The organism is Kitasatospora sp. P5_F3, from assembly GCF_054049135.1.
The window spans coordinates 1-14,296 of the sequence record NZ_JBFUMY010000083.1 but is presented as its reverse complement, the minus strand read 5'-3'; the positions used below and the strand labels follow the sequence as shown (position 1 = coordinate 14,296).

At 70.3% G+C, this 14,296-nt stretch carries 10 protein-coding genes and 4 pseudogenes; 8 read left to right on the top strand and 6 right to left on the bottom strand.

The features are described 5' to 3' along the window. Positions 1–26: 26 nt before the first annotated feature. From ACXJMZ_RS31775 to ACXJMZ_RS31765, 3 genes and pseudogenes are all read right to left on the bottom strand, one after another. Positions 27–362, bottom strand: a complete 336-nt coding sequence (locus ACXJMZ_RS31775) for a DUF7144 family membrane protein (protein WP_457033471.1) — start codon at positions 360–362, stop codon at positions 27–29. A gap of 59 nt (positions 363–421) precedes the next feature. Beyond that, a pseudogene (locus ACXJMZ_RS31770) lies at positions 422–2,251 on the bottom strand (glycoside hydrolase family 15 protein); the annotation flags it as partial. A gap of 173 nt (positions 2,252–2,424) precedes the next feature. Further along, positions 2,425–2,694 (bottom strand): response regulator transcription factor, encoded by a 270-nt coding sequence (locus tag ACXJMZ_RS31765; protein WP_457033470.1) that lies wholly within the window; start codon positions 2,692–2,694, stop codon positions 2,425–2,427. Here ACXJMZ_RS31765 and ACXJMZ_RS31760 point away from each other — a divergent pair. From ACXJMZ_RS31760 to ACXJMZ_RS31740, 5 genes and pseudogenes are all read left to right on the top strand, one after another. Then, positions 2,678–2,923: a hypothetical protein gene (locus ACXJMZ_RS31760; protein WP_457033469.1), complete on the top strand. Its 246-nt coding sequence runs from the start codon at positions 2,678–2,680 to the stop codon at positions 2,921–2,923. The genes ACXJMZ_RS31765 and ACXJMZ_RS31760 overlap by 17 nt on opposite strands. After that, positions 2,917–3,531, top strand: a complete 615-nt coding sequence (locus tag ACXJMZ_RS31755; RefSeq protein WP_457033468.1) for an ATP-binding protein — start codon at positions 2,917–2,919, stop codon at positions 3,529–3,531. The genes ACXJMZ_RS31760 and ACXJMZ_RS31755 overlap by 7 nt, the downstream gene beginning before the upstream one ends. Before the next feature lie 656 nt (positions 3,532–4,187). Then, positions 4,188–6,728, top strand: coding sequence for a DUF7617 domain-containing protein (locus ACXJMZ_RS31750; RefSeq protein ID WP_457033467.1), 2,541 nt, complete (start codon positions 4,188–4,190; stop codon positions 6,726–6,728). A 378-nt stretch (positions 6,729–7,106) separates the two neighbouring features. After that, positions 7,107–7,259, top strand: a pseudogene (locus tag ACXJMZ_RS31745) (IS5/IS1182 family transposase); the annotation flags it as partial. 19 nt (positions 7,260–7,278) lie between these two features. Further along, positions 7,279–7,590, top strand: a complete 312-nt coding sequence (locus tag ACXJMZ_RS31740; RefSeq protein ID WP_457033466.1) for a winged helix-turn-helix transcriptional regulator — start codon at positions 7,279–7,281, stop codon at positions 7,588–7,590. Here ACXJMZ_RS31740 and ACXJMZ_RS31735 read toward each other — a convergent pair. Then, positions 7,524–8,849, bottom strand: coding sequence for an MFS transporter (locus ACXJMZ_RS31735; protein WP_457033465.1), 1,326 nt, complete (start codon positions 8,847–8,849; stop codon positions 7,524–7,526). The two genes, ACXJMZ_RS31740 and ACXJMZ_RS31735, sit on opposite strands and share 67 nt — an antisense overlap. Before the next feature lie 405 nt (positions 8,850–9,254). Here ACXJMZ_RS31735 and ACXJMZ_RS31730 point away from each other — a divergent pair, with 405 nt between their 5' ends. Together ACXJMZ_RS31730 and ACXJMZ_RS31725 are read left to right on the top strand one after the other, a co-directional pair. Continuing rightward, a complete protein-coding gene (locus tag ACXJMZ_RS31730) occupies positions 9,255–9,491 on the top strand; it encodes a hypothetical protein (protein ID WP_457033491.1) in 237 nt (78 codons plus the stop codon). A gap of 106 nt (positions 9,492–9,597) precedes the next feature. Beyond that, positions 9,598–9,766 (top strand): annotated as a pseudogene (locus tag ACXJMZ_RS31725) (NF041680 family putative transposase); the annotation flags it as partial. A gap of 57 nt (positions 9,767–9,823) precedes the next feature. Here the strand turns inward: ACXJMZ_RS31725 and ACXJMZ_RS31720 are convergent. Continuing rightward, positions 9,824–10,261 (bottom strand): annotated as a pseudogene (locus tag ACXJMZ_RS31720) (hypothetical protein); the annotation flags it as partial. A 570-nt stretch (positions 10,262–10,831) separates the two neighbouring features. Then, positions 10,832–11,722 carry an aminoglycoside phosphotransferase family protein gene (locus ACXJMZ_RS31715; protein ID WP_457033489.1) on the bottom strand — a complete coding sequence of 297 codons (891 nt, stop codon included), beginning with the start codon at positions 11,720–11,722 and terminating at the stop codon, positions 10,832–10,834. A 605-nt stretch (positions 11,723–12,327) separates the two neighbouring features. Here ACXJMZ_RS31715 and ACXJMZ_RS31710 point away from each other — a divergent pair. Continuing rightward, positions 12,328–14,259: a LodA/GoxA family CTQ-dependent oxidase gene (locus ACXJMZ_RS31710; RefSeq protein ID WP_457033464.1), complete on the top strand. Its 1,932-nt coding sequence runs from the start codon at positions 12,328–12,330 to the stop codon at positions 14,257–14,259. Positions 14,260–14,296 lie beyond the last annotated feature (37 nt).

Below are 14,296 nucleotides of genomic sequence, written 5' to 3'. Positions count from 1 at the left end.
CAGTCCGTAGATCACCAGTACGGACATCAGCATGGTGAACAGCGACCAGTAGGGGAAGGCCGAGAGAACATCATCTGACCCACCAGGCACAGAGACGCCAGCACGATGCCGGTGATACGTGCCGGCCTGACCCCGAGCAGCACACCGAGTCTGGCCAGCACCTGCGTGATCCCTACGGCAACACAGATCCAGCCCCAGGCCGTGTAGTTGAAGATGAGCAGGCGGTTGCCGTGATCGGCGGTCGTCTCGTAGTAGCCGTGGCCCAGGATCGCGACGAACCCGTTGATGATGTCGAACAGTCCGCTCAGCATCAGGACGATTCCGGCGAAGGCCACCCAGTGCGAACGCTCCAGCGGTGGCACATTGGTTTCGTGGTCGAGGGCGATGCCTGCATGGATCCATCAGAGGCCCCGCCGTCGCCTCAGCCCCGCGCACGCTGCTTGTCGATGGCCTCGTCCAGCGTGGATGCCGCCATGATGAGCGACAGGTGCGTGAACGCCTGTGGGAAGTTGCCGAGTTGCTCGCCGCTCGGGCCGATCTCCTCGGCGAAGAGCCCGACGTGGTTGGCGTAGGTGTGCATCTTCTCGAAGGTGTAGCGCGCCGGCCGGATGCGCCCGGCGCGGGCCAGGGCGTCGACGTAGAGGTAGGTGCAGAGGCTGAACGTGCCCTCCGAGCCGCGCAGGCCGTCCGGCGACGCCGCCGGGTCGTAGCGGTAGACGAGGCTGTCCGAGACCAGCTTGCGCTCGATCGCGTCCAGCGTGGAGAGCCAGCCCGGGCTCTTCCCGGCGAGGAACCCCAGGCGCGGGATCAGCAGCAGGGAGGCGTCCAGGACGTCGCCACCATAGTGCTGCACAAGGGCCTGCTCGGACGAGCTCCAGCCCTTGTCCATCACCTGTTCGAGGATGCTGTCACGGGCGGCGCGCCAACGCGGGATGTCAGCGGGCCGGCTGAGCTCGGTCGCCATCCGCATGCCCCGGTCGAAGGCGACCCAGCACATCACCCGGCTGAAGGTGAAGTCCTTCCGGCCGCCACGCGTCTCCCACACGCCCTCGTCGGGCCGGTCCCAGTTGTCGGACAGCCAGTCCAAGGTCCGCGCGAGGCCCTTCCAGCCGTGGTAGCCGAGCTCCACGCCGACATCCATGCCCTCAGCCATCGCGTAGAGGGCCTCGCCGTAGATGTCGAGTTGCAGCTGGTCGGCGGCAGCGTTGCCCGCCCGCACCGGGCGCGATCCCCGGTAGCCCTCCAAGTGGTCGAGGATCTCCTCCGTCAGATGCGGTTCGCCGTCCACCCGGTACATGATCTGCAAGCGCTCACCGGGCAGGTCCGCGCGGTCGCGCATCCGGTCGCCCAGCCACTTGGTGAACGCCGACGCCTCCTCGGCGAACCCGAGGTCGAGCAGGGCCCGGACCGAGAGCGCGCCGTCCCTGACCCACGAATACCGGTAGTCCCAGTTACGTTCCCCGCCGACCTGCTCCGGCAGGCCCATGGTGGCGGCGGCGACCGGCGCACCCGTCGGATGGTACGTAAGGAGCTTGATCGTGATGGCGGAGCGATGCACCATCTCGGCCCACCGCCCCCGGTAGTGGGAGCTGTGCAGCCACTTCTGCCAGAAGTCCACCTCCTGCCACAGCCTCGCGGTGACGTCCTCGACCGCGAGGGGAGGGGGCGCCTCACCGGCGGCGGCGCACGTGGTGAACACGGCCGCGGCCGACTCACCGCTGGTGAGGACGACCGAGCCCCGCACGTCCCGGCCGTCCCGCTCAAGCGGGAAGCTGGTCTGCAGATGACCGGTGATCCCGGGCGCGCGGAAGACGGCCTCCTCGGTGCGCAGCTCCAGCTCGTGGTCGGCTCGGGCGTAGTCGAACCGCGGCCGGCACTCCAGGACGAACCGCACGGTGCCGCGCACGGCGCGGACGACCCGCATCAGACTGTGGCGGTCGGTCGGAGTGCGACTCGTGTTCGCTGGCATCCAGTCGACGACCTCACCGACCCCGTCCGGCGACATGAACCGCGTCACCAGCACACCGGTGTCCGGGTAGTAGAGCTGCTTGCACGACATGTCCGAGTGCTCCGGCGCCAGCCGGAAGTACCCGCCGCGGTCGTGGTCGAGCAGCGAAGCGAAGACGCTCGGCGAGTCGAACCTCGGTGAGCAGAACCAGTTCACCACGCCCTCCGAGGACACCAGGGCGGCGGTCTGCAGGTCGCCCACCAGACCGTGGTCGGCGATCGGGGGGTAGCGGTCCATGAACGTCCAATCCCGGGAGTGCTACGGCGTGTCCACTATCCGACACGTCACGTGAGGAGGTGCGGGCAACTCGCCGCAAACGGCACAGATCGACGGGGCAACCTTCCGCTCAGCCGATGGCAGGACCGTCACCAACCTCCCGGGCACGGTCCTCCGCAAGCAACCGGACTGACGCTCCGTCAGCAGGTGCGCAGCGCGGTGGCCGGCTGGGCCCGGGACCGCACGTCGAGCTTCTGGTAGATCCGGGTGAGCCGGGCCTCCACCGTCTTGACGCTGAGGAAGAGCTTGGCGGCGGCCTCCTGGTTGCTCGCTCCCTCGCCGACCTGGACGGCCACCCGGAGTTCGGCCTCGGTGTGGGTGGTGGGGCGGAGCAGGCCAGTGTCCGGCTGCGGTGCCGCCCGGGCCGCAGCCGACGGCTGGAGCCTCAGCGAGATGGTCTTCGACCCCAACGACCTGGTGCCCCTGGACGAGCGGCCGGGCTGGCGGCGCATCACCGAACCGGCCGCCGGCGGTGCGCTCGTCGCGGTCGTCACCGTCACCGTCACCGTCACCCGGCCCAAGGTCGCCGCCACCGCACAGGTCTGGGCCAAGGTCGCGGACCAGCTGGCCGGCTACCGGGTGGCTCTGGTCACCGTCGGCACCAGCTCGCGCACGGTGGCCACGGGCGAGGCATGGTGACCGGCTCCGGTGCGGTCTACCGGCTCACGGTCACCGCCACCGCCCCGAATCCGGGTGAACGGTTGGCCTGCGTCGCTCCGGCCCGCGCTGCACTGCGCTCTGCAGCCGCCGGCTGGGGTGTCACCGGCGGGGCGCCGAACGACCTGGTCACCATCGTCGGCGAGCTGCTTGCCAACGCGGCCCTCCACACGGGACCGGCCCGGCTGCCCATGCGGCTCTTGCTGGCACCGACCGGGAGGACACTCCGCGTCGAGGTCGATGATCCGTCCGACGTCCGCCCCCTCGAGGTGACCGCCTCTGGGGACGAACAGGCGCTCACCGGACGTGGCCTGCTGATGGTCGGGGCCCTCGCGAAGAGCTGGGGCGCCACCTTGACCGCCGGCGGGAAGACGGTCTGGGCCGAGATCGACCTGGAGACAGCTCTCGATCCGGCCTCCGTGAATCGGACAGCTTTCCGCGATCGCGCCTGGGCGGGCTGGAGGGCCACCGCCAGGATGGGCACGACCCCAACTTCGGCACCCTGGCTCCGGCCCGCGCGCACGGCTCCAAAGTCCGGGGGCAGGCGGGCGGTAGGCTGGGCGCGCTCTGAGAAAGCAGGCGGTGGCTGAGCGTCGCTTCGCCTGATCCTGGCGGACCGGGCCTACTCGCAAAGGGCATCACAAAACGGACGCCCGCTGACTACGCCGAAGCCCTGCCCCCCCAGGTCCCGGGCCACCTCAGTGACCGTCTTGCTGGAGGAACGGGCCAATATCACGCGTCCCGCTTGAACTCCTCCGAGTACCGCTTGCCCTGCTTGTTGCTCACCTGGCTCTACTTCCTCTGGAACCTCACGTCCCAGTCTCCAGGTGTCCAAGTCCACGGGGAAGCTTCACGCGAAGTTCTTCCCCCGTCGTCCGTCCCCGCACGGCCCTACGGCTCGCACGTCCGGAGTGATTCGCCCACGAGCCTAGGACTACGGCCCGACGCTCCGCCAGAGCGCCCGCATGAATAGGGAAGCGGAACGGTACGTGGTCGTACGCCAGCGACCCAAGGATGGGCGGATATCAAAGTGACGTTCGAGGGCGATCGGCCCTCGGTGGCTGGTGCGGGCAGCCGGGAGGGGAAGATATCGAGTCATATTCGTTCATGATGTGACCAATATGAAAAGTGGGTCCGGTTCATACTTACCGCACCTTTACCCTGATCGACGGACCGGTCTGACGACCCGTCAGTCCGACTGCCGATCAGAGGTGGAGAACCAGTGCTGAGAAGCCCGCGTCCGCCCATGCCGATCCCCGTCCGAAGCCGCCGCACCGGCCGCCATCCGCTGGGCGCCGCCACGGCCGCCGCCGTCACCTCCGCGCTCCTGCTGTTGGGCCTGGGGAGTGTCGCCCCTGGGGCCGGCGCCAGCCCGGCCGACACCGCCGCCGGGGCGTCCGCGCTGGCGAAGACCGTGCAGAACGCCACCCACCCGGGCGCCGCCACCGCGGAGCACGGCGACACCCTGAACTGGGCCGTCACCTACCGCAGCGGCACCTCCGGCGACGCCGCCGCGCCCGCCGTCGTCACCGACCCGATCACGGGCGCGGGCAACTCCCAGACGTACGTGCCCGGTTCGCTGAAGGTCCCGCCCGGGTGGACGCCGTCCTGGTCGACCGACGGCAGCACCTTCGGCGCCACCGACACCGGCACCGCGACCACCGCCGTCCGGGCCGTGAACCCGGTGCTGCGCGGCGTCGGCACCGGCGTCTCCCCGCTGCTGCTCGCCCCCGTCCAGCCGACCGCGCAGTCCACCGGCGGCGACGGGTTCACCCCGATCCTGCACCGGACGGCGTCCGGCGAAATCCAGTCCTGGAACATCTACCACCACGCCGCGCGCACCGCCCCGCAGGTGGTCTGCCTCAGCCTGACGGCCGGTCAGCCCTGTACCGGCGGTCCCTGGCCGCGCCCGCTGAACACCACCGTCGGCCCGCTCGGCAGCGGCGCCACCGGTGACATCGGCAGCCCACTCACCCCGCAGTACGTGTTCGACCCCGCGCACCCGAACCAGGTGCTGTACCCCGCCGTCACGGCCGCCGCGGTCGGCGTCGGCTGCCTGGACCTCGACGCGCAGGCGAACTGCGGCTTCACCGCCCTCACGCCCACCGGCGGCTCGCCCAGCAGCGTCAACAACCTCGCGGGCCTGGTGCGTTCCGGCGACAACCTCTACGGCGTCGCCAGCAACGGCAGGGTGCTCTGCCTGGCGCTCGCCACCCGCACCCCGTGCGCCGGCCAACCGTACGCGCCCGTCGCCCCCGGCAACCACGACCTGCCGAGCACGCCCACCGCGCTCTACTTCGGCGCGCTCACCGCGGTCGGCGACAAGGTCTTCGTCTCCAGCTCGCCGCAGGCCGGTACCTCCACCGTCCCCGGGCCGCCCGCGCTCGGCTGTTTCGACACCGCCGCCCTCACCACCTGTGCGGGCTGGGACACCCAGCACCCCGCCGGGCCGAACGCCAACTACTACACCTACAACGCCTACACGGCGTACGACCCCGCCGGGCACCCCGACGGCGTCTGCACCAGCACCGTCGGCGGCGCCAACGTTCTGACCACCTGCTACGGCCTCGACGGCTCCGCGCACGCCGCGCCGAGCAGCCTCGGCGCGCTGGCCGGCAACGTGCTGACCTTCAACCCCGAGCCCGTCACCACCGACACCGGCACCCGCAGCTACTTCCCGATCTGGGGCGGCGGCGTGGCCGGCGCGACCGTCTGCCACGACTGGGCCACCGGCGGCCCCTGCGGGGGCTTCCCGCTCCCGGCCGGGCACCCGAGCGCCCACGGCGGCGACACCCGCGACTACGGCTACAGTTACGACTCCACCACCCGTTGCCTGATCGGCCTCGGCGACGCCGGCGTGCTGTTCTCCCTCGACCCGGCGACCGGCGCCAGCCCCTGCGTGCACAGCGGCGCCTCGGTCACCCTCGAACCCGGCGACTTCTACTGCGACGGCGCGAGCGGCCACGTCCAGGGCTACGACAAGGTCCGGCTGACCGACATCGACCTCTCGCACATCACCCTGTCGGCGTCCCGGGTCCTGGTCACCGACCCCGACGGCACGCCCGTCGCGACCCCGGCGCTCGGCGCGGACGGCACGGTCGACCTGTCCGGCATCTCCGTCACCGCGCACCCGGCCCTCACCGTCACCGCGCAATTGGTGCTGACCACCTCCGCGGACTTCGCCAACGGCAACCACCCCACGCTGGTCGTCGAGTACCGGGGCGACGGGCCACAGGTCTGCTTCCGCACCACCGTCGCGGCCGCCTGCACCGCCACCGCCGTCACCAACACCGCGAACGGCAGCGACGCGAACGGCGCGCTCACCTCCAACACCGTCACCACCGCGGTCGCGCCCGGCACCGGCTGCCAGCCCCGGGTCACCGTGGAGAAGGAGATCTGCGGCTCCGCCAACTCCCACGACTGCCTGCCCGGCGGCCCCGGGCCCTGGGCCAAGACCAGCCCCGTCGGCCTGCTGGGCCTGCTCGGCACCGCGCACTGGCGGATCACCGTCAGCAACGCCGGACCGGTCGACGCCGCGTCCGTCACCGTCAACGACGCCAGCACGCCCGCCTGCCGGCAGGCCGCCGGCACCTTCGCCCTCGCGGTCGGCACCAGCCGCGCCGTCTACTGCGACTCCCTGCTGCTGGCGCTCCCGCTGAAGAACACCGCCTCCGCGAGCTTCATCGCCGCGAACGCGCCCGCCGGCACCACCCCCACCACCACCGCCCCGTCCGCGGCGGTGGCCTGCTCCCTGCTCTGCATCCTGGCGGTGCCCGGCAAGGACTGACCCCGCCCCCGATCGGTACGCACGACGCCCCGCCCCCGAACAGGTGGATTCCACAAATCGTCGCAACGCGGCGGAGGTTGGGGTCGTCTTCAAGCAGTTCCAAGAAGCGCTTGGCTGGGGTGTCCCGGCCAAGCGCCTTCCTGGGCCTGGCATTGACTGGGCGTTTTGGCATTCATGGTTCTGTATGCGGCTCTTGTCCTTGCCCTACATTGCGATGTTTGCGAGGTAGGTCGGGCCTGAGGTTAAACGGCCGACGAGTGCAGCTGTCCGTCTCATCCGCTTCTGCGACTAGGAGTCCGTCTGGTTCGAAGAAGTCCTAGAACCGCCCAAGTGACAGCGGAATCTGATCCTCCGCCATATCCGTGCAGACGCTGTTCCGTGAGCCAGCGAAAGCCGTACCCCAGCGACCTGTCCGACGCCCGATGGGCCTTGATCGAGCCGAAACTGACGGCCTGGAGGAAAGCCCGGCTCGACCGCAGGCCGACCGGACAGCCGGCAAAGGTCGAACTTCGCGACGTATTCAACGCGATCCGGTGAGAAAGCCGCCGACGTGGTCTTCGGTCTCGGCGTAGGCGGTGGTGGCGGCCTTGGGCTCGTCGTTGAGGTCACTGAGCACTCCTTCGGCACCCTGCCGGAACGCCTCCCGGAGTTCAGCCCCAAGGTGCTCACTGAGGGGCTGCACGATCTCTGCGAGCGCGGTCTGGTCGACCGCCAACGTCTCCCCGGCTTCCTCGTGCGCACCCGCTACGCCCTCAGCGGCGCCGGCCGCGCACTGCGCCCGCTGCTCATCGAGCCCTACCGCACGGGCGAGGCGCTGCGGGCCGGATCGCTTCGGGGCACGGGGCCGGCGACACCGTCCTGAGGCTGCCGCAGGGCCGCCAACCGCCGCTCGCAGCCGCGCCGTTGGAGCACTGAGAGCCCGGCGATGCCGGAGCCGAGAGCCAACCAGCCGAGCGGGCCGGTGGCCATGACGACCCCGGTGAGCAGCAGCGGGCCGAGCGACTTCTGTACGGACTGGGCCATGCCGGCCACCCCGAGGTAGGAGGCACGGGAGTGTTCGGGGGCAAGCGAGACCGCCAGCTCCCAGGAGCTGACCGAGCGCATCAGCTCGGCGCCGGAGACCAGGAACGCGGCGAGCAGCAGGACGATCGAGGCGCTCCAGGCCCCACCGCCGGTGCCGAAGGCCAGCAGCGCGCAGCCGGCCAGCATCGCCAGGCCGTTCAGGGTGACTGCGGCGGCGGCCCGGCGCGGCCCCTCGGCCCAGCCGGAGATGCGGAGTTGGAGCAGCACCACGAGGACGGTGTTGAGCACCAGGAACGCCGGGGCCAGGGCGGGCGGGGCATCGGTGCGGGTGATCAGCCAGAGCGGCAGGCCGACGCTGAGCACGGAGTCGTCCAGGCTCATCGGGATGTCGAGCAGGACGAAGCGCAGGTAGCCCCGGTCCCGCCACGGACTCGGGCCGCGCATGGGCCCGGCCTCGGCGCCCGACGGCACGTCCTCCGCGGGCTCCGCGGCGGCCCGGTGCTCACGGGTGCGCCGGACCAGTACGGCGGTCACGGCGAAGGAGAGCGCGTTGACCGCCACCAGGACCCGGTAGGCCGGCGCCGTCCCGACGGCCAGGCCGATCGCCGCGATCCCGGCGCCGACGGCGTACCCGGCGTTCATGGCGGTGCGGGCGAGCGCCCGGTAGGTCGCGCGCTGTCCGTCGGTGGCGCGGGCGGCGAACAGGATCTCCAGGGTCTTGGCACCCCGCTCGGCCAGGCAGGTCACGGCCATCACCGCGAGCAGTGCGGCGAAGTCACGGCAGACCAGCAGCAGGAGCATGGTGCCGAGCCGGAGCAGGTGACACCACATCAGCAGGGTGCGGGCCTGGTACCGCTCGGCGAGCTGTCCGGCGACCGGGGAGCCCGCGATGCCCGCCACCGCCGCGACGCCGAGCAGCAGCCCGACCTGCCCGACGTCGAGGCGGCTGACGAAGGTGAAGTACAGCACCGAGGCCGCCGCCCACACCCCCGTCCCGAGCCGGTCCAGGAACTGGGCGAGCAGCATGATCCGCCCGTCCCGCCCACCCGGCGGCCGGCGCAGCTGCGCCACCAGTCCGCCGCCTCGTCCGTCGCGCATGATCCTGCCCCCGTCGCTGCCGTTGGTACGGGGAGCAGCCTGACTCACATTAATCTCGACGTCAAGATACTTGATATCGACATACCTGGTGTGCGGGTGCCACCCCTTCGCCAGAATGGCGCCGTGACCACCATGACTCCCCCGCGCCAACCCACCTTTTGGCGACCGAACTCGACGATGCGGCAACCGAATTGGGCCTCGCCTCGCTCGCCCCCACACCGGGTGGGCGCCAAGGCCGCAGCACCGTTCGTCCACCACGGTGAATGGGCACTGCCCAACGAGCGCGCGCTGTGGGAGGCCGCCACGCCCAGCCCGAGCTTCGCCGCCCGAGCTTGGCGTTTAACCTCCGGGCTGCTGTTCCGAAGTCGGTCGCGATGGCAGTCCCCGCTGTGAAACTATCCGGACATGCGCCTGGCTACTGACGGTCTCACTCCGGTCCCGCAGTTCGTGATGGTGGATGACCTTGAAGAAGACGGCGGCTACTTCTGCGAGCTCACCGCCCCGCTGTCCCTCGCGCCGGGCGATCGGATCCTGTTCGACGGCTTCAAGATGAACCTCACCGTGATCCGAGGAAGCGCTGAGACCTTCTCGCCGAGTGGGAACTGGGGAGTCCGCTGCAACTCCGGCCACCCACGCCTCTAAGGCTCGAGCTTGTCACCCGCACGAGGATTCCCGGGACAGCAGCGCGGCCTGCGCGTGATCCTGAACTCGACCAAGAGGCAGTGGATTTGACGCGAAGGCCATAGCGATGAGCGTGGTGGAGCAAGGCGCGCAGTGTGATCCGTTCGCGGAGCTGTCTCGCTTCCGTGGGGGACTTCTACGACTGCCCGACCAGGCGTGCGGATGCACTGTTCGAGCTGGCCGATGCGCTCCTGTGTACAGACGGGCCGGTGAAGACCCTGGTCGGCCTGGCCCTGCACCTCGACCAGGTCGACGCCTCTGTCGAGCATGTGGGTGATCCGGGAGACCCGCATCACTGGTGGGGTGACGTCCCGGCACCGCTCGCACCGCTTGAAGGCGTGCCGCGGCTCATCCGGCGCGGCAGGGCGGTCGGTGTCGGGGCAGGTGTGCACCCGGGCGCGGTGGCCGAGCCGGGTCAGGATCCAGTCGACATCGGCCGCATCCAGCCGGGCGCCGGACCGGTCCCGCAGCAGCGGCCCGTCGGTGCGACTGGCGGTCTGGGTGTCGAGCAGTTCGGCAACTGACAGCGACAGGGCCAAGATCCGCTCGTTGCCCTCCTTGCGGGTCACGTCCAGCTTCGATCGGCGGCCGCGTTCGATCCGGTCGGTGACGTCGGCCGCGCACATCTCGGAGACCCGGCTGGCAAGCGTGTACAGCAGGGCGACGACGACCAGGTCGAGCTCGTCCTCGGCGGCCGCGTACAGCGCACTCGGCGAAGGATCGGCGGACACGCGCGGCCCCTCTCCCCAGGGCCATCGTGGGAACCGGGGGCGGATCCGGGGAGTCACGATGCGCGACCCGTTCAACCAGGACTACCACCGGCAAATCCAAAGGCGCATGAAGGAGCTGCAGCGGACAGCCGACCCAATGGGGATCTACTCCAACCCAGCCATCTCCAGTGCCTACTTCGCCCCGCCCCTGTTTGCCGGGTTCACCAACCCGGTGCTGCAGGGGATCGAGCAGACCCGCGCGATCATGGCAACGGCGGCCGGGAGCCGTCCGCGCCTACCTCCGGCCGTTCCGCACAACTCCGACCGCACCCGCAACCCGTCCGCCGTCCGCCGTCCGCACGGTCACCGGATGGATCCTGACCCACCCCGACACCCTGCCGGAGAACGAGCGCCTGAGGCTCTAAGCCGTCCTCGTCGGCTGCCCCGAACTGGATGCCCTTACTGGGCACGTCCGCGAGTTCGGGAAGATGCTCACCCAGCTCCAGGGCGACGGCCTGACGGCCCACCACCCCCCGACAACCCTTGAAGGTCGCATGGCCCCGGTCGGGTACTGCCCGCAGTCGGGTGGCATCACTCCACCGACTCCAGAATGCGGTTGAGTGTCCGGCGTCCCATCCTGCTCATCGTCGGATTGCTCTCGACGTAGTACCAGACAAGGCCCATGGCCTGTTGGAACGCCCATGCCTTGCCGCGCTCCCACTCGAGCTCTTCGCAGCCCAGTGCCTCCCGAAGCACCTTCCTCGGCCCCCGCCGCAACAGGTGCCAGGCACTGACCAGATCCAGTGCGGGATCGGCCGGAGCGAACCCGCCGGTGTCGAGCACGCCGCTGAGGCGGTCGCCCGTGACCAGGACATTGCCGGGGGTCAGGTCACCGTGGCTCATCACGTCGGCACCCGTGCGCGGCAACTCCCGCAGACTGCTCCACACTTGGCGGAGCCTGGGCACGTCGAGCAGCACCTCGCTCTCCTCGAAGCACTTCGCCATCCAGTCGTCGTGGTGGGTCAGAACCCCGCCGCGGCCCTCACCGCTGAACTGCCGCCCCCGGGTATCGGCTTGCCGGAGGGCGGCGATGAAGGCCGCGAGGTCCTCGGCGAAAGCGTCCGACCCGCCGAGGTCGGCGCCCGAGGCGACCGTTCCCGTCAGCCACGTCTGGACCGACCAGGGCATGGGATAGTCGGCTCCGGGTTCTCCCAAGGCAACGGGTTCCGGAACGGGGAACCGGGACACCTGTGCCAGTTCGGCACTCGCCCGGGCTTCCCGCTGCAGGACCGCGAGTGCCTCAGCGGCATCGGCCAGGCGCAGTGGGAAACGCGCCGCGAGACCGTTCCCGATGCGGAAGATGGCGTTGTCCGTCCCCGTCGACTGCAGGAACCGGATCTTCTGGCTGTCCCACTGGGGGAACTGATCCCGAATCAGGACGGCAACCGTCTCGGTGGTCACGTTCACTTGATCTTCGTGCATGGTCACCTCTCGCACACTCCCCGGCCCTGCTCCTTGGACGGCACCCGCTGAAGCAGATCAGATCACCGGGTACCGCAGCCAGCAGTTATTCGCCAGAGACCCGATCGCCCGAGGTCTCCTGCACCGGCTGCAGAACCTGCTTCATCCGCTCCACGCAATCACCACGCAACACCTGCACCCCGACCGGCCCCGGACCCCCGACCACCCCGAGAGGCCCCGGCGCGGCCCGGACCGCCAGGAGAACAACCACCAGGAGAACGCAAGAAGGTCACGGACCGACGCGGCTTCAAGCGCTCGAACCACCACACCACCACCCCGGACAAGGAGTGAGGGCAAGGCCCAGCCGGGGGCACCGCGATGGCGGAGCGGACCCGCACCCCGAAGGTGTGAGCCGGGGCCGGACCGGGCGGGCGCCCCATCCCGCGCGGGGCGCACGCCAGTTGACACCGCGTACGCCTCACCGCGGTTGTGCCACCGCGCGCCTCACTCGTCCGGGGTGTGGCGGGTGTCGGTCCGCGCCGGGCGGTTGGATCGGGCCATAGCATCCGTATGTAGGCGAACCGCCATTCCGGTTCGCACCCACTCCCCGTTGGAGGCATCGCTTCATGCTCGACGAGGTCGTCCGTGCCGCAATCCACCCCGCGATCGGAGTCGCCCGGGTGGGCAACTCACCCGAGGAGTACTACCTCGGGCCTGAGGTGCCCGACCCGCTCCCGGCCGAACCGGGCTTCTACAAGGACCAGACCGGGGCGATCAAGCGCGAGGTGGCCCGGTTCCGCCTCTACGGGTACAACGCGCAGGGCGAGGCGGTGGTCGAACTCAGCCCGGACAACGCCGACATCACCTGGTCCGCGCGGCTGGCCAACCAGAAGGCTGCCTGGTACCAGTTCCAGCTGGCCCTGGACATCCCGGACGCCGCCGACGCCAAGGAGTCCGCGCTGCGCAACCAGGACATCATCGGGGACCGCCGCAAGGACCTGGTGATCGCCCCCGAACCGGTCAGCATCGGTGGCCGGGAGGTCTCCGGCCCGGCTTACCACTTCAGCGGCGGCACCTTCGTCGGCAAGGAGGTCTACCTCGGCGAGCTGCGCACCGACCGGGACGGGCACCTGCTGGTCTTCGGCGGCTTCGGCGACTCCGCCTCCTACGACGGCCGACCGGTCAACACCTTTGCCAACAACGACGGTTGGCATGACGACACGGCGGACGGCCCGGTCACCGCCGTGGTCCGGATCAACGGCCGTACGGTACCGGTGGACCCGGCCTGGGTGATGGTCGCGCCGCCGAACTACGCACCGGCGGTCAAGGGCATCCGCACCCTCCACGACCTGCTGTACGACGTGTTCGTAACCGACGGTCAACTGCCCTTCCCCGACCGGGTCTCCTTCACCCACCACATCGCGCCGGTGCTGCAACGCTTCGCCGACCACCAGTGGGTCAACCACGGCTTCGCGGGCTTCTACGGCCACCAGGGGCTGGCCGACTTCACCACCCCTGAGGGGATGAAGCGGCTCAGCAGCACCTCCCCCGGCCGCAAGGCGCTACGCCGTCAGGTCTTCAACGCGCTGCGGGACTTCACCCGGGACGGCGCCTCGCCGGTGCCCTGGCCCTGGCTGTACGGGGACGGCATGGCGATCCCGCCGCGCACCCCGCTCCAGCACCTGGCCTTCTCCCCCACCCAGTACAAGATGTTCCAGCTCTGGGCCGACGGCACCTTCGTGGACGACTGGGGCACCATCCCCCCGGTGCACGAGCTGGCCGACCTCCTGCTCGCCGAACGGCCCGCCGCGCTGGACCGGGCGGCGCTGGACTTCTGCCTCGCCGACGCCTTCCACCCCGGCACCGAGGTCACCTGGCCGATCCGGCACCTGACGATGTACCAGGCGCCGTTCCGGATCAAGCACCGCCCGTCCGGGCAGCCCGAGCCCGACTACGGCCCGGTGCTCACCCCGGAACGCGCACTCGGCCCGGACGGCCCGCTGCACGCCCAGGGCCCCGGCGACCTGACCCGGTGGATGGCGGTGCCCTGGCAGACCGACACCGCGAGCTGCCGCTCCGGGTACGAGCTCTCGCTCAGCCCGCGCAACGACCCGTACCTGCCCACCTTCTGGCCCGCCCGGGTGCCCAACCACGTGCTCGCCGAGGAGGACTACCAGGTGGTGGTGGACACCGGCCGGCCGCTCGACGAGCGGACCGAGGCGTTCGAGCGGCGGGCGGTGTGGCTGCGCGGCCTCAAGGGGAACAACTCCGAACAGATGAACCAGATGGTCGACGACTGGTACCGGCTCGGCATCGTCGAAGTCCGCACCGGCGCTGCGGACTTCCCGGCCCGGCTCCAGGTGGAGTCCACCCCCGGCATCGACCTGACCGGCATCGGCCACACCAACAACCTGGTCACCCTGCACGTCCCGCAGGCCGCCGACGTCACCCTCGCCGCCGACGCGATCGCCCAGGCCATCGCCGCCAGTGGGTACACCGAGGACGAGGTGACGGCGGGCTTCATCGACAAGGTCTCGCCCTACCGCGACGAAGCCTGATGCCGGGCCCGCGCCGCGACCACTACGACGTGGTGGT